15 protein-coding genes are annotated in these 18,827 nt (G+C 73.1%); 12 read left to right on the top strand and 3 right to left on the bottom strand.

The window, feature by feature from the left end; translation table 11 throughout:
- The first annotated feature begins 176 nt into the window (after nt 1-176).
- From AC0OLQ_RS23265 to AC0OLQ_RS23245, 5 genes are all read left to right on the top strand, one after another.
- Nucleotides 177-857, top strand: coding sequence for a TMEM175 family protein (locus AC0OLQ_RS23265; RefSeq protein WP_484528026.1), 681 nt, complete (start codon nt 177-179; stop codon nt 855-857).
- 85 nt (nt 858-942) lie between these two features.
- Complete coding sequence (locus AC0OLQ_RS23260) at nt 943-1,371, top strand: Fur family transcriptional regulator (RefSeq protein WP_484528025.1); 429 nt, start codon at nt 943-945, stop codon at nt 1,369-1,371.
- Between the two features lie 23 nt (nt 1,372-1,394).
- Nucleotides 1,395-3,671: a catalase/peroxidase HPI gene (katG, locus tag AC0OLQ_RS23255; protein WP_484528024.1), complete on the top strand. Its 2,277-nt coding sequence runs from the start codon at nt 1,395-1,397 to the stop codon at nt 3,669-3,671.
- A gap of 139 nt (nt 3,672-3,810) precedes the next feature.
- Complete coding sequence (locus tag AC0OLQ_RS23250; protein ID WP_484528023.1) at nt 3,811-4,863, top strand: FAD-dependent oxidoreductase; 1,053 nt, start codon at nt 3,811-3,813, stop codon at nt 4,861-4,863.
- Nucleotides 4,864-5,085: 222 nt separating this feature from the next.
- Entirely contained in the window at nt 5,086-5,496 is a 411-nt protein-coding gene (locus AC0OLQ_RS23245; protein WP_484528022.1) for a DUF6223 family protein, read from the top strand.
- Between the two features lie 70 nt (nt 5,497-5,566).
- Here AC0OLQ_RS23245 and AC0OLQ_RS23240 read toward each other — a convergent pair whose 3' ends face one another.
- Nucleotides 5,567-6,229: a response regulator gene (locus AC0OLQ_RS23240; protein WP_484528021.1), complete on the bottom strand. Its 663-nt coding sequence runs from the start codon at nt 6,227-6,229 to the stop codon at nt 5,567-5,569.
- On the bottom strand, nt 6,226-7,398 hold the full coding sequence (locus AC0OLQ_RS23235; protein ID WP_484528020.1) for a sensor histidine kinase: 1,173 nt from the start codon (nt 7,396-7,398) through the stop codon (nt 6,226-6,228). Before AC0OLQ_RS23235 ends, AC0OLQ_RS23240 begins: the two co-directional genes overlap by 4 nt.
- A gap of 646 nt (nt 7,399-8,044) precedes the next feature.
- On the opposite strand from AC0OLQ_RS23235, the gene AC0OLQ_RS23230 reads away from it, so the two are divergent.
- The 5 genes from AC0OLQ_RS23230 to AC0OLQ_RS23210 all read left to right on the top strand — a co-directional run bounded on the left by AC0OLQ_RS23230 (nt 8,045) and on the right by AC0OLQ_RS23210 (nt 14,590).
- Complete coding sequence (locus AC0OLQ_RS23230; RefSeq protein WP_484528019.1) at nt 8,045-9,985, top strand: AfsR/SARP family transcriptional regulator; 1,941 nt, start codon at nt 8,045-8,047, stop codon at nt 9,983-9,985.
- Nucleotides 9,986-10,075: 90 nt separating this feature from the next.
- The gene (locus AC0OLQ_RS23225) at nt 10,076-10,972 is read left to right on the top strand and encodes a hypothetical protein (protein WP_484528018.1); all 897 of its coding nucleotides are present in this window, start codon (nt 10,076-10,078) and stop codon (nt 10,970-10,972) included.
- Between the two features lie 114 nt (nt 10,973-11,086).
- On the top strand, nt 11,087-11,611 hold the full coding sequence (locus AC0OLQ_RS23220; RefSeq protein WP_484528017.1) for a sigma-70 family RNA polymerase sigma factor: 525 nt from the start codon (nt 11,087-11,089) through the stop codon (nt 11,609-11,611).
- A gap of 121 nt (nt 11,612-11,732) precedes the next feature.
- Nucleotides 11,733-13,796 carry an AfsR/SARP family transcriptional regulator gene (locus AC0OLQ_RS23215; RefSeq protein ID WP_484528016.1) on the top strand — a complete coding sequence of 688 codons (2,064 nt, stop codon included), beginning with the start codon at nt 11,733-11,735 and terminating at the stop codon, nt 13,794-13,796.
- The gene (locus AC0OLQ_RS23210; protein ID WP_484528015.1) at nt 13,790-14,590 is read left to right on the top strand and encodes a tetratricopeptide repeat protein; all 801 of its coding nucleotides are present in this window, start codon (nt 13,790-13,792) and stop codon (nt 14,588-14,590) included. The genes AC0OLQ_RS23215 and AC0OLQ_RS23210 overlap by 7 nt, the downstream gene beginning before the upstream one ends.
- Nucleotides 14,591-14,632: 42 nt before the next feature.
- Here the strand turns inward: AC0OLQ_RS23210 and AC0OLQ_RS23205 are convergent, their stop codons facing one another.
- Entirely contained in the window at nt 14,633-17,971 is a 3,339-nt protein-coding gene (locus AC0OLQ_RS23205; RefSeq protein ID WP_484528014.1) for a S8 family peptidase, read from the bottom strand.
- Between the two features lie 120 nt (nt 17,972-18,091).
- Here AC0OLQ_RS23205 and AC0OLQ_RS23200 point away from each other — a divergent pair, with 120 nt between their 5' ends.
- On the top strand, nt 18,092-18,427 hold the full coding sequence (locus AC0OLQ_RS23200; protein WP_484528013.1) for a GNAT family N-acetyltransferase: 336 nt from the start codon (nt 18,092-18,094) through the stop codon (nt 18,425-18,427).
- A gap of 221 nt (nt 18,428-18,648) precedes the next feature.
- On the top strand, nt 18,649-18,807 hold the full coding sequence (locus tag AC0OLQ_RS23195; RefSeq protein WP_484528012.1) for a hypothetical protein: 159 nt from the start codon (nt 18,649-18,651) through the stop codon (nt 18,805-18,807).
- The last annotated feature ends 20 nt before the right edge of the window (nt 18,808-18,827 follow it).

Genomic DNA, 18,827 nt, shown 5'->3' with positions numbered 1-18,827 from the left:
CGCCTACGCCGCCGGTCCGACCCGCGTGTGCGGCCGCTCCGGGCATGCTTCCCCGGTGCGGACACGGACGAAGGTCTCGCCGCGCCGCTTCATGATCGAGATCACCGGCACGCCGGCGATGGGCTTTCCCCGCTGATCGCACCCGTCCACCGTGCCGTCACTGTTAGCGTTCGGCCGTGCCCGCAGGTCCCGAAGAGGCCCAGCCGACAGGCCCGGCGCGCCAACTGCCCGACACCGGTCGGCTGGCCGCGTTCAGCGACGGTGTCTTCGCCATCGTCATCACCCTGCTGGTGCTGGACCTGCGGGTGCCGGAATACCACGAGGGCGAGCTGCTGGCGTCGCTCGGCAGGGAAGCCCCGTCCTACCTGGCGTTCGTGGTGTCCTTCATCTACATCGGCGTCCTCTGGCTCAATCACCACGCCCTGCTACGGCTCGTCCGCGGCACCACCCTGGCGCTCAACTGGATCAACATCGCGATCCTCTTCGGTGTGGTGATCATCCCGTTTCCGACCGCGGTCCTGGCGTCGGCGCTCGTCGGCGGCGACACCGACGACCTGAGGGTGGCTGTCGTCATGTACGCGCTCGCTGCGGCGCTGATGTCGGCGCCCTGGTTGGTGTTCTTCGGCTATCTACGCCGTCACCCGGCGCTGCGCGCGGGCCACATCGACCCGGACCACGTTCGCGCGCAGGAGGCCCGCCCGATCACCGGTCTCGTTCTCTACGGTCTGACCGGGCTGCTCGCCCTGATCGTGAACCCGCTGTTCGGCCTGCTGGGAATCATCGTCATGATCATCTATCACGGCGTGACCAGCGAGGGTCTTCCCTGGCGGCGAAGGCCCGCGCCGGCGAGGAGCTGACCAACGGCAGTCCGCCTCGAAGATCCGCGGATCGAGATCGCGGCAAAACTTGATTCATTCCAAAAGAGTGGACTATGTTGGTCCCGTGACGTCCGACTTCGCGGCGCAGCTGCGGTCGGTCTCGTTGCGCGTGACCCGGCCCCGGTTGGCGGTGCTCGCCGCGCTGCGGGACCATCCGCACGCCGACACCGACACCGTGATCGCCCTGGTACGGGCGGATCATCCCACGGTCTCCCACCAGGCGGTGTACGACGTGCTGCGTGCGCTCACCGACGCCGGTCTGGTGCGGCGCATCCAGCCGGCCCGGGCGACCGCCCGGTACGAGTCACGGGTGGGGGACAACCACCACCATGTCGTGTGCCGCTCCTGCGGCGCGATCGCCGACGTCGACTGTGCTGTCGGCCATGCACCCTGTCTCACCGCCTCCGACGACCACGGCTTCGTGGTCGACGAGGCGGAGGTCGTCTACTGGGGCACCTGCCCCGACTGTGCGACCGAACGCACCTCCCAGTGATCCGCCAGTTCGGAAGGAAGCAAATGAGCGACACCCAGGACAACGCGCCCTCCAGCGCGCAGGGCGTGGACAAGAAGGCGGCGGCCGGCTGCCCGGTCGCGCACGACTCCGTGACCGCGCACGGCAGCGAGAGCGAGAACCCGGCGATCGACTCCCCGACCCCGAAGACCGGCGGTCGCCCGCGCACCAACCGGGACTGGTGGCCCAACCAGCTCGACCTGTCGGTGCTGCACGCGCACTCGCCCAAGGGCAACCCGCTCGGTGCGGATTTCAGCTACGCCAGGGAGTTCGCCAAGCTCGACGTCGAGGCCCTCAAGCAGGACATCGTCACCGCCCTCACCACCTCGCAGGACTGGTGGCCGGCCGACTTCGGGCACTACGGCGGCCTGATGATCCGGATGAGCTGGCACTCCGCCGGCACCTACCGGATCGAGGACGGTCGCGGCGGCGCCGGCGACGGCGGTCAGCGGTTCGCCCCGCTCAACAGCTGGCCGGACAACGCCAACCTGGACAAGGCCCGCCGCCTGCTCTGGCCGGTCAAGCAGAAGTACGGCCAGAAAATCTCGTGGGCCGACCTGCTCGTGCTCGCCGGCAACGTCGCCCTGGAGTCGATGGGCTTCAAGACCTTCGGCTTCGGCTTCGGCCGCGAGGACGTCTGGGAGCCCGAGGAGATCTTCTGGGGTCCGGAGGACACCTGGCTCGGTGACGAGCGCTACGCCTCCGAGAAGGAGATGGTGACCGGCGTCGGTGCGACCGAGATGGGCCTCATCTACGTCAACCCGGAGGGCCCCCGCGGCAACGCGGACCCGCTCGCGGCGGCGCACTTCATCCGCGAGACCTTCGCCCGGATGGCGATGAACGACGAGGAGACCGTCGCCCTCATCGCCGGTGGCCACACCTTCGGCAAGGCCCACGGCGCCGCCGTCGCCGACAACCACGTCGGCCCCGAGCCCGAGGGCGCCCCGCTGGAGGCGCAGGGCCTGGGCTGGCTGAGCACCCACGGCACCGGCAAGGGCCCGGACACCATCACCAGCGGTCTCGAGGTGACCTGGACCGACCGGCCGACGCAGTGGAGCAACCGCTTCTTCGAGATCCTCTTCGGCTACGAGTGGGAGCTGACCACGAGCCCCGGCGGCGCCAAGCAGTGGGTCGCCAAGGACGCCGAGGCGATCATCCCGGACCCGTACGACCCGTCGAAGAAGTACAAGCCGACGATGCTGACGACCGACCTGTCGCTGCGCGTCGACCCGGCGTACGAGAAGATCTCGCGCCGATTCCTGGAGAACCCCGACGAGTTCGCGCTGGCCTTCGCGAAGGCCTGGTACAAGCTGCTGCACCGCGACATGGGTCCGGTCAGCCGCTTCCTCGGGCCGTGGGTCGCCGAGCCGCAGCTGTGGCAGGACCCGGTGCCGCCCGTCGAGCACGAGCTCGTGGGTGACGCCGACGTCGCCGCCCTCAAGGCGAAGATCCTGGAGTCCGGCCTCACGACCGCCCAGCTGGTCTCGACCGCCTGGGCCTCCGCCGCCAGCTTCCGCTCCACCGACAAGCGCGGCGGCGCCAACGGCGCGCGGATCCGTCTCGAGCCGCAGCGCAGCTGGGAGGTCAACCAGCCCGAGCAGCTCGCGACGGTCCTGGCGACCCTCGAGGGCATCCAGCGGGAGTTCAACTCCGCCGGGGGCGCGCAGATCTCGCTGGCGGACCTGATCGTGCTGGCCGGCTCGGCCGCCGTCGAGAAGGCCGCGCGCGACGCCGGCGTCGAGGTGACCGTGCCGTTCCGTCCGGGCCGCACCGACGCGACTCAGGAGCAGACCGACGTCGAGTCGTTCCGCGTCCTCGAGCCGCGCGCCGACGGGTTCCGCAACTACCTGCGTCCGGGCGAGAAGACCCAGCCGGAGGTGCTGCTCGTCGACCGTGCCTACATGCTCAGCCTGACCGCGCCCGAGATGACCGTCCTCATCGGCGGCCTGCGTTCCCTCGGGGCCAACGTCGGGGGCGCGAAGCACGGTGTCCTCACCGATCGGCCCGGCGTGCTCACCAACGACTTCTTCGCCAACCTGCTCTCCCCGGGCACCCGGTGGAAGGCGTCGGAGTCCGAGGAGCACGTGTACGAGATCCGCGACCTGGCCACCGACGAGGTGAAGTGGACCGCCACCGCGGTCGACCTCATCTTCGGCTCCAACTCCCAGCTGCGGGCCCTCGCGGAGGTCTACGCCAGCGAGGACGCGCGCGAGAAGTTCGTGGCCGACTTCGTCGCGGCCTGGACGAAGGTCATGGAGCTCGACCGGTACGACGTCGCCTGACCCGGCTCCCAACGACGGGCCCCGGTCGATCCACCAGCGATCGACCGGGGTCCGTTCGCCTTCGAGTCCGGTCGACCCGGCGGTGTGAGATCCATCGCCGGAGGGAAGGTCTGGGCGAGCCTCAGACGTTGTCCGACACGTGCCGGAGACGGATGTGGTGGTTGTCGGGGCTGGGCAGGCGGGACTGTCCAGCGCGTACCACCTGCGCTCCTCAGGTCTCGACTTCGTCGTCCTCGATGCCGACCCGGCCCCGGGCGGGGCCTGGCAGCACCGGTGGCCGACGCTGCGCATGGCGACCGTGCACGGGATCTTCGACCTGCCGGGCCTGCACTTCACGCCACCGCCGCCGGACCAACCCGCCGCGGACGCGGTGCCGACCTACTTCGCCGCCTTCGAGCGGGAATTCGGCATCGACGTGCAGCGGCCGGTCGCCGTCACGACAGTCCGGAACGCCCCCGACGGACGACTCCTGGTCGAAACCGACAAGGGCACCTGGACCACCCGCGCACTGATCAACGCCACGGGAACGTGGACCAGGCCGTTCGTGCCGTACTACCCCGGACAGGAGACGTTCCGCGGGCGGCAGCTGCACACCGCCCACTACCGGGGGCCGGCGGAGTTCGCCGGCAAGCGGGTGGTCGTCGTCGGGGGCGGAGCCTCGGCCGTGCAACTGCTGGTCGAGATCGCCGACGTCGCGGCGACGACGACCTGGGTCACCCGCCGGCCGCCGGTGTTCCGGGACGGGCCGTTCACTCCGGACCACGGACGCGAGGTGGTCGCGAAGGTGGACGCGCGGGTACGCGCCGGCCTGCCTCCGGGAAGCATCGCCAGCGCGACCGAACTGGCATGGACACCGCAGCTGCTCGAAGCCCGGGAACGGGGTCTTTTCCAACGCCGCCCGATGTTCGACCGGATCGTCCCCGACGGCGTCCGGTGGCGCGACGGCGCGGCGCAGGACGTGGACATCATCTTCTGGTGCACCGGCTTCCGGCCGGCGCTCGACCACCTGGCCCCGCTGCGGCTGCGGGGGCCCCGCGGCGGCATCGTCATGGATGGCACCCGGGTGGTCGCCGACCCCCGGATCCACCTGGTCGGCTACGGGCCGTCCGCGAGCACGGTCGGCGCGAACCGCGCCGGGCGGGCAGCGGTACGGGAGCTGCGCGCGCTTCTGGCCGCGCCCGCCGCGGCCTGATCGCACGGCCGTCCGGGAGGCCGACAAGGGTGGGTACGCCGACGCCCGAGCAACGCCGCCGGCCGGCGCTCGACGGACCCGCGAGACAACCTCGGTCGTACGACGCCCGGAGCGCGGACAACCCGGGTGGTAGGCCCAACGGCAACTCCGGCATGACGACGCGCGAGCACACCGCTGCATACGCTGCCGCCAGCACCCGTCATGCGACCGAAGGGATCCTCAATGTCCATCCGTCACGTGGTTGCCACCGCCGCTCCCGCCCTGCTCATCGGGTCCGGACTCGCCACACCGGCGGCCGCGCACGCCTCGGTCGCCGCCGGTGGCGTCGGCGGCTCCGGGCGAGTCGGGGCCACCGCGTTCGCCCTGCTGGGGCTGATCAGCGTGGTCATCGGTGGGCTGGCTCGAGCCCGCTCCGCCGGTCGTGTCGGCACCGGCTCGGGGCGAGCCGGGGCCATGGTGGCCGTGGTGCTGGGGCTGACCAGCATGGTCCTCAGCGTGCTGCATCTGGCCGAGACGACCGAGGGTTTCGGCACCGGCCAAGGGCGAGCCGGGGCCATCGTGGGCCTGGTGCTGGGCCTGATCGGCACGAACGTCGGTGGGCTGGCCCTGGCCCGCTCCCGCCGCACCGGCTGACCCGGCCGACCCCGCTGACCCGGCCACGGCGCCGGGTCAGTGCCATGTGGTGAGTCCCGGAGGTGGTTCGTCAGGAGCGGGCGAGCCAGCCGGGGACGGTCAGTCCGGACTCGTACGCGAGGATCACCAACTGGGCCCGGTCACGGACCTGGGTCTTGGTCATGATCCGGCTGACGTGCGTCTTCGCGGTGGCCGGACTCAGCACCAGCCGCGCGGCAATCTCGTCGTTGGACAGGCCGGCGGCGACCAGCCCCATCACCTCGCGCTCCCGTTCGGTGAGCGCGCTCAGCCGCGGCCCCGGGTCCGGATGCCTGACCCGGGCGGTGAACTCCGAGATCAGCCGGCGGGTGATCGACGGCGCGATCAACGCGTCGCCGCGCGCCACCACCCGCACCCCGTGGATCAGCTCCGCCGGCTCGGTGTCCTTGACCAGGAAGCCGCTCGCGCCGGCCCGCAACGCGCCGTAGACGTAGTCGTCCAGGTCGAAGGTGGTCAGGATGATCACGCGGACATCGGAGCTCGCGGCGATCTCCCGGGTGGCGGCCAGGCCGTCCAGCCCGGGCATCCGGATGTCCATGAGGACGACGTCCGGCCGCAGCCGCCGGGCGAGCCGCGCCGCCTCGGCGCCGTCAGCGGCCTCGCCGACCACCTCGATGCCGTCCTCTCCGTCGAGAATGGACCGGAACCCGGCGCGTACCAGGGTCTGGTCGTCGGCGAGCAGCACCCGGATCATGCCGCGTCCCCCGGCCCCGATCGCAGCGCCGGCGCTCCCGCCGGCACCGGGCCGGGCGGTAGTGGGAGGCGGGCGCACACCCGGAAGCCGCCGTCCGCGCCCGGGCCAGTGGTCAGCGAACCGCCCAACGCCCGGGCCCGCTCGCCCATGCCGAGGATCCCGATGCCGGGCGTGCCCGGTGCGCCGGTGCCGTCGTCCTCCACCTCCACCAGCACGTCGTCGCGGTCGGGCCGGACCCGGATCACCGCGGCGGTCGCACCGGCGTGCCGGGTCACGTTGGTGAGGGCCTCCTGGACGATCCGGTACGCCGCCAGGTCGACCTCCGGCGGCAGCGGCCGGGTCTCGGCCAGCTCGGTGCGGACCTCCAGCCCGGACCGCCCGGCCGTCGTGACCAACTCGTAGAGGCGGTTCAGGCCCGGCGCCGGCGCGGTCGGCGCCTCGCCCTCCCGCCGCAGCACTCCGAGCGTCGTACGCAGCTCACGCAGCGTCTCCTTGCTCGTCTGTTTGATCGCGGTGAGCGCCTGGGTGGACCGGGTGGGGTCCGGGCGGTGCAGCGCGGCGCTGGCCTGCACGTTGATCAGCGAGAGGTGGTGGCCGAGCACATCGTGCAGCTCGCGGGCGATGCGCAGCCGCTCCTCGGTGGCCCGGCGCCGGGCCTCCTCCTCCTTGCCCTGCTCCGCGGCGAGCACCCGGGCCTGCGCCTCGGCGTGGTAGGCCCGGCGGTTGCGGGTCACACCGACGATGACCGCGACGAGCCAACCGGCGTGCAGCAGCGTCGCCCCGTTCCCACCGTCGGCCGTCCGGCCATAGCCGTCCGCGACGGCGAAGGCGACCACCGAGGCGAGACCGAGTCCGATGGCGACCGCGAGGTGCCCCTCGTCGACGACGGTGTAGAGCGCCACGACGAACACCAGCATGATCGGCCCGGGCCGGTGCAGCAGCGCGCCGTACGCGCCCACGGCGGCCAGCGCCACCACGCCCACCGCCACCGGATGGCGGCGGCGCAGGTGCAGCGCGCCGGCGGATGCCAGCACGGCCGGCAGTGCCGCCCATTCGGCGGCGGTGTCGATGCCACGGGACTGCACCACCAGGCCGAGCAGAGCCACCAGGCCGACCGCGAGCACCAGGGCGATGTTCGCCGTGTCGCGGTGCCACCGCCACCTCACCATGCGGCGAAGCCTAGTGTCCGGCAACGGGCGGGAGAAGGCCCCGCGCTGCTGCTGACCGCCACCCTCGTCCGCGCGGCGGCAGCGAGCTGTGGCCCGGCTGACCAGGGGCTCAGCTTTCCGCCGGATCCGAGGGCGGCTGGGCGGGCGTCGCCGGCAGGCACAGGAACTCCCCGGTTGCCGGGTCCTGACACAGGTATCGACGGCCTTCGTGCATCCACCCCCACAGCGGGTCCTCGAACAGCCGTTGCTGGCAGTGCCGGCAGGTCGCCGCTCGTCCCGTGCCGGGCGCGGGTGACGACACCTCGCGGGGTCCCTCGTGCTGCGCGCCGTGTCGCTGCCAAGCCGAGCGCGGTGCCGGCGCCGGTGGGGGCGGAATCTGGTGCACCTCAGCCACGAGTACTCCTGTCCGTGTTGCCGCAGACCGGTACGGACGGGACCGGGTCAAGGGTCCCGTCCGCCAGAGGGCGGCGAAGCGGGCCCCCTTAAGGACAGGCGTCCAAGGTCGTTAGGTCGTTACGGAACGCGAGCGGGCCGGCAACCCGCCACCCCGCCTTCGCGAACCGGACGGCCCGCGCCCCGTTCTGATCGGACGTCCCCGAACACCCGTACAAATCCGACGGGCGGCCGTGGTTCAGGCGAGTACGGCATGACGGATACGCCGCCCCGCTTCGTCCTCGACGAGGTCGAACGCCCAGGCCTCGCGCCCTGGGCCGGCGGCCGGAAGCTCCGGATGGCGGAGCGGCCGGTTACCGTTCTCGCTGTGCTGGCGGAGGCGGGGGAGAGGATCGGCTTCTCGGTGCTCGGCTCGATCAGGGTCGTCCGCGCCGGCGCCGAGCTGCGTCTGGGCGCCCGCCAGCAGCGCCTGGTGCTCGCGTTGCTGCTGGCCCGGGCCGGTTCACCGGTCTCCCTGGCCGAGCTGGTCGACCTGCTCTGGGACGAGGAGGCCCCGGCCAGCGCCGCGAACGTCGTGCACCGGCACGTCGGGGCGCTCCGGCGGCTGCTCGAGCCCGGCCTGCCCACCCGGTCGGCGGGCCGGCACATCCTCCGGGAGCTCTCCGGCTATCGGCTGCGCGCCGACGCGGAGTCCCTCGACCTGCTCAAGTTCCGGTCGCTGAGCCGGCTGGCGAGCCGCAGCCTGCAGGACGGCGACCCGGAGTCGGCGTTGCGACATTCCCTCGACGGGCTGCGGCTGTGGCGCGGCCGCTGTGCCGCGGGCCTGGAACCGGCCTCCCGCCTGCATCCCGCGTTCCTCGCCGTGGAGGCCGAACGCGCCCAGACCGTGCGCGAGGCCGCCGACGCCGCCGAGCGTTGCGGCCGGCCGAGCGCCGTGCTGGCGCCGTTGCGGCAGGCCGCCGAGCAGCATCCGCTCGACGAGTCGCTGCAGAGCCGGTTGCTGCTGGCGCTCGCCGCCGACGGCCGCCAGGCGGAAGCCGTCGAGATGTACCGGGTGGTGCGCCGCCGGCTCGCCGACGAACTGGGCATCGATCCGGGCGAGGAGCTGCGGGAGGCGTACGACCGGCTGCTGCACCAGCGCACCCGGCCGGCGCGTACCGGGTCGCCGTCGCCACTCCCGCGGCCCGCGCAGCTCCCGCCGGACCTGCCCTTCTTCAGCGGCCGCGACGACCTCATCGCCGAGGCCCGCGCGGCGGTCGCGCGCCCGGGCGGGCCGGCGGTGCTCGCGATCGACGGCATGCCCGGGGTCGGCAAGACCGCCCTCGCCGTCCACCTCGCCCACCGGTTCGCCGCCGGCTACCCGGACGGGCAGCTCTATGTCGACCTGCGCGGATACGACGGGCGGGAGCCGGCCATGAGCCCGTCCGAGGCGCTGCGCGGCTTCCTCGGCTCGCTCGGGGTGCCCCAGGAGAGCATTCCCGCCGAGCTGCACGCCCAGGCCGGCATGTACCGCAGCAGCCTTGCCGGCCGACGCCTGCTGATCATGCTCGACAACTGCCGGGACGCCGAGCAGATCCGGCACTTGCTGCCGGGCAGCCCCGGCTGCCTGGTGATCGTCACCAGCCGCAGCCGGCTCAGCACCCTGCTGACCATGGCCGGCGCCCACCCGTTGCCGGTCGGCCTGCCGAGCGTCGACGAGGCGCGCACGGCGCTCCTGGGGCCGCTCGGCGCCGGCCGCGTCGCGACGGACCCGGCCGCGATCGACGCCATCATCGCCAGCTGCGGACGGCTGCCGCTCGCGCTGGCCGTGGTGGCCGCCCGCGCGGCGAGCCTGCCGCAGACACCACCGGCGCAGATCGCCGCCGAGCTGGCCCAGACGCCCGGGAGCCTGGACGGCTTCGACGGCGACGACCCGCAGACCGGCCTGCGTGCCGTCTTCTCCTGGTCCTACCAGGCACTTTCCGCGCCGGCCGCCCGGCTCTTCCGGCTGTTGCCGGTCCATCCCGGCCCCGACATCTCGATCGCCGGGGCGGCGGGCCTGGCCGGCGTCTCGCTGCGCAGCTCGCGGGCACTGCTCGGCGAGCTGAGCCGGGCGCACCTGGTCAGCGAGGACCTGCCGGGCCGCTACCGCACCCACGACCTGCTGCTGGCCTACGCCACGGAACTCGGCGAGGAGAACGACGGCCCGGCCTAGCGCGCCGCCGCGGAGCTGCGCTGCCTGCAGTTCTACCGGGCAACCGCCTACCAGGCGCACCGACGGCTGCTGACCTCCGAGTACCAGCCGATGATCGAACCGGGGCCGGCCGAGACCCCGCTGCGCTTCGCCGACCACGGCGACGCCATGCGCTGGTTCACCGCCGAGCGCCAGGTTCTGATCGCGCTGGTCGGCCGGGCCGCCCGGCAGGGCCGGCACACCGAGGCCTGGCAGCTCGCCCTGGGCATGCAGCACTTCTTCGACTTCAGCGGCCGGTGGGCCGACTGGACGACGACCGGCGAGGTGGCCCTCGAGGCCGCCCGGTCGGGCGGCGACCTGGTCGGACAGGCCCGGATGCACCGCAGCCTGGCCGGCGCGGCCTACTTCCGGCACGAGCACGAGACCGCGGTGGGGCACCTCGACCAGGCGGTCGAGCTGCTCGCCCGGCTCGGCCTGTACGACGAGATGACCCGGGCCGGGATCAACCGGGCGATGATTCTGAGCGCCCAGGGGCGACACGAGGAGGTCGTCCGGGCGCTCTCCGCGGCGCTGGGGCCATGGGCCGCCGGAGACGACAAACTGCTCGCGGACGTCCTGGTGATCATGGCCGCGAGCTACACCGAACTGGGCCGGGAGGAGGAGGCCGTGCGCTGCGCCGAGCAGGCCATGGCGCTGTCGCGCGGAGCGCGGTACAGGCTGGGCATCGCCGAGGCGTGGGAGGTGCTCGGCCGGGTGCATTCCGCCCGACGGGAGCTCGGCAAGGCGGTCGACTGCTGGCGCGAGGCGGCCGTCACCTACCAGGAGGCCTCGGCGTCGGCGCCGGCCGCGGAGGTGCTGGCGCTGCTCGGCGACGCCCTCGCCGCCGCCGGCGACCAGGACGCCGCGGTGCGGGCATGGCAGGAGGCGCAGGCCCTGATCCCGTACGCGCAGACCCCGACCGGTCGGCGGCTGGCCGGCCTGCTCGCGGCGGTCACGTCACGTCCGTGACCGGTCGCGGTCGGCGACGGCACTCGATTCGCACTTTCGCGTCAGTCCATTCGCATCGCTCGTCCCTAGGCTCGTGCCGCATTCACCGTTGCTCCTGCGTATGGGGGAGATGTCGTGCTGCGGGCACTCGACGGATCACCGGCCGGCCCGGCCGAACGCATGACCGCGCTGCACGCGGACCACGCCCGTGCCGTGCTGCGTCTCCTGCTCGTGCTGACCCGCGGCCAGCGGCAGAGCGCCGAGGATCTGCTCCAGGAGACGATGCTGCGGGCCTGGCGTCACCTCGACTCGGTGCCGGTCGATCCCGATGCCGCCCGCCGGTGGCTCTCCACCGTCGCCCGGCGGCTCGTCATCGACGGCGTCCGGCGGCGGCGGGGCCGCCCGGCCGAGGTCCATCTCGTCGACATGACCTGGATTCCCGCCGGTGACGACACCACCGGCGCGGCGCTGGCGTCGCACGCCATCCGGCACGCGTTCGGCCGGCTGAGCCCCGCGCAGCGCAGCCTGCTCTCCGAGGTCTATCTGGTCGGGCGGTCACCGGAAGAGGTCGCGGGCCGGCTGGGAGTGCCGATCGGCACGGTGAAGTCCCGGACCCACTATGCGCTGCGCGCCCTGCGCACCGGCCTCGAGGCGGCCTGAGCAGGGACGACCTGGCCGCCCGCTGAGCCGAAGCTCACAGCCGCACCGCGTGCCCGCCGCGCCGCGGGCCCTGACATGCTGTGGCGATCGTGGCAACCAGCACCGTGTGGATCGCACCAGGATGACCAGCGCGCTCACCTTCGCCGTTCTCGGCCCGGTCCGGGCCTGGCGTGGCCGATCCGAGATCGACCTGGGCACCCGGCAGCAGCGGCTGATCCTGGCGTTGCTGCTCGTCCGGGCCGGCGGCGGGGTCAGCGTCGCCGAGCTCGTCGACCTGCTCTGGGAGTCCGACCCCCCGCCCAGCGCCGTCAACGTGGTGCACCGGCACGTCGGAATGCTCCGGCGGCGCTTCGAGCCGGGGCTGCCGACCCGGGCGGTGGGCTCGGTGCTGATCCGCGACGGCGCCGAGTACCGGCTGCGGCTCGACGGAGAGTCGCTCGACCTGCTGCGGTTCCGGCGCCTGGTCGCCCAGGCCGGTGCCGGCTCCGGCGAGCCGGCCGTCGAGCTCTACCGGGAGGCGCTGGCGCTGTGGCGCGACCGGTGCGCCTCGGGGCTGCAGCCCGGCGGCCGGGCCCATCCGGAGTTCGTCGCGGTCGACGGCGAGCGGTTCGCGGCCGTCCGGGCGGCCACCGACGCCGCCCTGCGGGCCGGGTGCGTCCACGCGGTGCTGCCCGCGATCCAGCTGGCCGCCGAATCCGAGCCGCTGGACGAGGCCCTGCAGGCGCGGCTGCTGCTCGCGCTCGCCGCGGACGGCCGGCGAGCCGAGGCCCTCGCGGCCTATGCCGAGATCGAGCACCGGCTCGCCGACGAGCTCGGCATCCAGCCGGGCGGCGACCTGCGCGCGGCCCGGGACAGCCTGCTCGACCACGACGTCCCGGCCGACGGCTCCAGGTCGCGGCGCGGCGTCGCACCGGCCTTCCTCCGGTCCGGAGCGCCGCCCGGCGGCGCCGAGGCCGAATCACGGCCGCCGGCCGAGCCGCGGTCGTCGCAGTCGACCGGAGGCGAGCCACCGGCGCAGTTGCCGGCCGACCACCCCTACTTCGCCGGCCGCCGCGACGTCGTGGCGGCCGCGGAGGAGCTGCTGGCCGCAGACCCGCGGACCACCGCGCTGGTCATCGACGGAATGCCCGGGGTCGGGAAGACCACCCTCGCGGTGCACCTGGCCCACCGGCTGGCCGCCCGCTATCCCGACGGGCAGTTGCATGCCGACCTGCGCGGTTTCGGCTCCGGCGACTCGGTGATGACACCGGCCGAGGCGCTGCGCGGCTTCCTGTGGTCCCTCGGGGTCGCGCCGGCCGCCATCCCGGCCGAGCTGCACGCCCAGGCCGGTCTCTACCGCAGCATCCTGGCCGAGCGCCGGATGCTGATCCTTCTCGACAACTGCCGTGACTGGGAGCAGATCCGGCACCTGCTGCCCGGCACCGGCGACAGCCTCGTCATCGCCACCAGCCGCCGCCGGATCACCGGCGTGGCCGGCCCGGCCGGCGCCCACCCGCTGCACCTCGACCTGCTGACCGGCGCCGAGGCCCGCGAGCTGCTCACCCGCTGGCTCGGCGAGGCGGCGGCCGCCGACCCGGCCGCCGTCGACGAGATCATCGCGCGGTGCGGCCGGCTGCCGTTGGCCCTGGCGCTGGTCGCCACCCGCAGCGTCGGCCGGCCCGGGCTCAGCCTGCCCGCCGTCGCCGGCGAGCTGGCCGGGGCGGACGGCCGGCTGGCCGGCTTCGGGGACGCGCACGCCGACCTGGAAGCGATCTTCTCCTGGTCCTACCGGGCCCTGACTCCCGAGGCGGCCCGGCTCTTCCGGCTGCTGCCCCTGCACCCGGCCGGGGAGCTGAGCACGGAAGCGGCGGCCGCCCTGGGTGGCCTGTCCCTGCGCGCCGCCCGCGGCCTGCTCGCCGAGCTCGGGGCGCAGCTGCTGGTCCAGCCCGGCGGCGGCCGGTGGCGGATGCACGACCTGCTGCGCGCCTATGCCACGGAACTCGGGGAGGAGCTCGACGACGCCGCCGAGCGGACCGCCGCCATTGAGCGGGTCTACGACTATTACCAGCTCAGCGCGTACGCGGCGCATCTGCCGCTGCAGCCGCAGGTGCCGCTGCCGGAGCCCGAGCCGTCCGAGCGCGGGGTCACCGGACGGGGCTTCACCGGCCGGACCAACGCGATGGCGCCGCCGAGCAGCGGGTGCTGACCGACATCGTCGCGCGGGCCGAGGAGCGCGGCCGTCCCGACACGGCCTGGTGGATCGCGTTGGCCCTGCAGAACCACTTCCAGGACACCGCGCAGTTCAAGCAGTGGGCGGCAACGGTGAGCACCAGCTTCGCCGCGACCGGGAACGACCCCGCAGTCCAGGCCCTGCTGCACCGCAGCCTGGGCGGCGCCTGCTATTTCCTGGCCGACCTGGACCGCGGGCTGTTGCACCTGCAGCACGCCCGGGCGCTCTTCCATCGCCTAGGCCGGCGGACCGAGCAGGGCCTCGTGGAGAACAACATCGCCGAGATCCGGCTGGCCCAGCGGCGCTACCTCGAGGCGATCCGGCACGCCGAGGCCGCGCGGACGATCCTTCGCGCCGAGGGCAACGTGCGGGGCGCCACCAACGCGCTGCTGACCATCGCGCGGGCACAGGGCTGGCTCGGCCGGCACGACGAGGCGCTGGGCATGTTCGTCGAGGCGCGGCGGCAGTTCGACGCCCTCGGCGACCTGCACGGGGTGGGCACCACCCAGGCCTGGCTGGCGCACACGTACTCGATGGTCGACGACCTGCCGCACGCGACGGCGACCTGGCAGCAGGCGATCGACACCTTCCGCGCCGCCGGGGCCCCGCACCACACCGCCGAGGTGCTGGTCTCCATCGGCGACTTCCACTCCGCCAACGGCGACCCGGCCCTGGCCGGGCAGGCGTGGAGCGAGGCCCTGGCCGAGCTGGACGGGACGGACTCGCCCATGGCCCGGCGGATCCGCGACCGGCTGCTCTGGCACCGGTGACCCGGACGCGGCGCCCGCGGGCGCCGCGTCCGGGGCCCACCGTCAGTACCGGTAGGCGCGGATGATGGTCTGCTTGACCGTGTTACCGCTGGTGTCCGACGCGGCGGCCCGCAGCGAGACGAAGCCGGTGCCCGCCGGGTTGTGCACCCAGGCGACCGCCTTCTCGCCGGACCGCTGCACGGTCAGCCGCTGCCAGGTCTTGCCGTCGTCGAAGGACGCCTCGACGGTCAAGGTCCTGGTCCGGCCCGGCGCCGCCCCGACCTGACGGTCGAGCGAGACCGGGATCGCGAACAGCCGGCCCGCCGGCGCCCGGTTGTCGATGTCGAGCTCCGGGCTGTAGCGGATCGCCGTCATGGGCAGCTTCACCAGCTCGCCGTCGCTCACGTGCCCGGACGTGAAGGTCCACTCGGCGTCGACCACGGTCGACAGGGTGAACTCCGGGTCGCTGCGGAAGGTCGCGGCCAGCCGGTAGTCACCCTTCTCCGCGGGCACCTCCCACACCCAGGGCGCCTGGGTCGCGTCGCCAACCTTGACCCCGTCGCGGTAGAGGTTCACCTGCACACTGCCGCCGCGAACGTGCCGGAAGCCCATGTGCCCGGTGCCGTCGCCGTGCAGCGGCCCCGGCCCGCCCATGAGGTCACCCCAGTAGCGGGTGGCGAACTGCTGGCCGAAGTTCGGCTCCGGGAAGACCGGCCCGGCCACGCCGTTGGCCCACTTCACGTCGTACGTGCGGCCGGGCCAGAAGCTGGTCCACGCCGACTCGTAGTACGTGTACCTTAGCTGCGACGAGGTCGACTGCCACACCGCCTGCTTGTCCTGGTTGTAGTACTCGGTGATGATGCCCGGCGCGTCGTAGCTGAAGCTCGGCGGGATGGTGCGCTCGTCCCGGTAGACCGGCGAGTTGCCAGGCGCGTGCGCGACCGCTGTCCGCGAAACCGGCACGCCGGCCACGTCGGCGCTGACCCGCGAGCGGACCGTGGCGAAGTCGCCCGCGCGCAGCCTGCGGGTCAGCCCGGTCATCATCCTCTCCGGCTCGTAGAAGTAGACCCGGTAGGCGTACGGGCTGTTGTGCAGGCTGCCGTCCTCGGCCACCTGGCCCCACATCCCGTTGACGTAGGAGACGAAGCCGGGCGTCTTGCCGGCCCCGATCTGGGCGGTCCGCACCTGATCGAGGGGGATGCCCATCACCACGCCGAACGGGTCGTTGCTGCCCCAGATCTGCGGCTGCTCGGTCCGGATCGTCCAGCCGAACTCCTGGTGGACCGCGGTGGCCTTCGGGTTCGGCACGGTCACCACGATCGGCTTCGCCAGGCGGGCGTCCATGGTGAGCGCCTGGTCCGTGGTCAGGTCGAGGCTCGGGCGCATCAGCGAGGTGACGTGCGGGAGGTACGGGTCGCCGGTCAACAGGTAGGTCTGGACCAGGTAGCGACCCGCGCGGACCCGGTACGTGGTGATCGCCGGGTTCTCGAACACCGTGACGGTCTGCCGGTCGAGGTCGGTCAGGAGGGTCACCCAGCCCTGCTCGGACGTGGGTGCTCCGCCGTCCGGCCCGACGAGCTTGAGGTCCAGCCGGTGGCGGGCGATGTCGAGCGCGACCGGGGTCTGCACCTGCACACCGTCGCCGGTGGCGGTCACCTCACCGCCGAAGTAGTGGTCGGGCAGGTCGGCGCCGGCCTGGACGGTGACGGTCACGGTGGCCGTGCCGCCGGCCGGGACCGTCACCGAGGAGGCGCTGAGGCTGAACAGGCCGGCCGGCGCCGGAGCGCCCTCGGCGTCCTTGGCGTCGAGGGAGACCGCCAGGGTGAGGGCGGAGGAGCCGCTGTTGGCGTACGTGACCGTGCTCTGCTGCGCGGTGGTGGTCCGCTCGAAGGCGACGCTGACCGGGCTCGCCGTGACGGTCTGCCGGGTGGCCCGGGCGACGTCGAGGAATCCCGCGCCCTGCTCGTAGACACCGATGGTGGCGCTCGGCTTCGCGGCCGCCATCAGCGTGGACTTGATCCGCTCGGGCGCCCAGTCCGGGTGCTGCTGGGTAAGGATCGCCGCCGCGCCGGCCACGTGCGGAGTCGCCATCGAGGTGCCGTTGAGGGCGGTGTACTGCGGATTCTCGTCGTTCGGCTGCAGGTCGGAGGTCGAGCTGCGGGCGGCGACGATGCCGACGCCGGGCGCGGTGATGTCCGGCTTGATGCCGGCGTCGCCCGCGCGCGGGCCCCGGCTCGAGAAGCCGGCCAGCTCGCCCGTCTTGGTCACGGCACCCACGGTCAGCGCCTCGGTCACGCTGCCGGGGGAGTTCACCGTGGACTCGCCGGCCTCGCCGCTGTTGCCGGCGGCGACGACGAAGAGCACGCCGTAGCGGTGGGTGAGGTCGGCCAGGGCCGCCTCGATCGGGTCGGTCTCCGGGCTGTCCGCGCCGCCGAGGCTCATGTTCGCGACCTTGACGCCCTGCTGCGCCGCCCAGGTCATACCGGCCACGATCGCCGACTCCGGGCAGCCGATCTCCGTGCAGACCTTGGCGCTGTAGAGGGTCGCGCCGGGCGCCATGCCCTTGAAACGGCCCTGCGAGGCGGCGGCGCTACCGGCGATGGTGGAGGCGACGTGGGTGCCGTGGCCGACCCGGTCGAGGGTGTCCGGGTCGCCGGTGAAGTTCTCCGCCGCGGCGACGCGGCCGGCCAGGTCGGGGTGGGTCTGGTCGATGCCGGTGTCGATCACGCCGACCTTCACCCCGGTGCCCGTCCAGCCGGCCTGCCAGGCCTGCGGCGCGCCCGTCAGCGGGACGCTGACGTCGAGGGTGGGCTGACGCAGCCCGTCGAGCCAGATCTTGTCGAACCCGGCCCGCAGTTGCCGCTCCGTGCCGTTCCCGGTGGAGGTGAGGTTGTTCCAGAAGGACACCGCGTCCGCGCGGCTCTCCGCGACCGCGCTCGCCCCGGAGAGCTCCCGGGTGACCCGGCCGCCGGCGAGGCGGGCGGTGGCGGCGCTGCCGTGCTGGACGATGAGCGGCAGGGTGGCCCGGGCGTCGTCGTAGCCGAAACCGACCAGCATCGAGATGTCGAAGAGCCGCTCGTCGAGCTTGCCCCGGTTGAGCAGGCCGACGGCGTCGCCGGGGATGACCCGCACGTCCTCGCCGGCGCTGTGCGTGAGGAATGGGATCCGTTCCCGTCCCTTGCCCGGCACGACGTCGACCGCCGTCCGGCCGTTCACCGTGCTGACGTGCACGGTGTCCCCGGTGAGCAGCGTGACGGTCCGGGGCTTGGCCGCGACCGCGGGTGGGGTCGCCGGCTTCGCGGCTCGGGGCTGCGCCACGGCGGGCGGGCCACCAGGAGCCGCCGCCGAGACGCCCAGCACCAGCAGTGCCAGCGCCGATATCTTGCGAACTGACCGCATCATTCTCCCTTGATGAACGCGAGAGGTATCCGGGTGTCCCGGACGTGAGCGGCCGGTGAAAGTTCATTCGGAGTGACCTGGATCACTTCGGCAACCGGCCTGTCGCCGCGGTCACTTCCAGCGGTGGATCTCATCGCACCGTGGTTGGATTGCGGGATGGTTTTCACGGTGACGGACGTGCCCGAGCGGGAGCGGTTCGAGGCGCGCGACGAGACGGGCGCGACGGCCGGTGTGGTCACCTATCAGCTGAGCGGAAGCATCATCGCCTACACCCACACCGAGGTGGCCCCGGAGTTCGAGGGACGGGGCGTCGGTTCGACCCTGGCCCGCGCGGTGATGGACGACGCGCGCGCGAAGGGGCGGACCGTGGTGCCGATCTGCCCCTTCCTGAGTGGCTGGCTGGAGAAGCATCCCGAGTACGACGGCATCGTGGTCCGATCGACCCGCAAGGTCAAATAGCGGCTGCTCCGCCGGCGCCCGACCCGAGCGGAAGGGCTGACGATCCCCGATCACAGATAAGCGGGGCGCGTCCGGGTATCCAGGCCTGACCAGATGACGGCACGAAGGCGGCACCGCGGTGGAAGCCCGCAGCGAGCGGCTGCGCCCCAGCCCCCGAAGTGACACCCGCACCCGGCTGAGGCACCGCGGAGTGCCGCACGACGAGCGGGAAGGGACAGGTCATGACATCGGTCGGCCAACGGCTCAAGGGATTCCTCAGCAGCCCGCAGGGGCGCAAGATGATCGACCGCGGACGACGGGAAGCGGCGAAACCGGGCACCCAGCAGAAGCTCCGCCAGTTCGCGGAGCGGATGACCGGCCGGCCATCCGGCCGGCGCTGACCGACCGGAGCGCCCGCCCC

Source organism: Micromonospora sp. Utrum1 (assembly GCF_057197805.1).
This window is presented reverse-complemented; position numbering and strand designations above follow the sequence as displayed.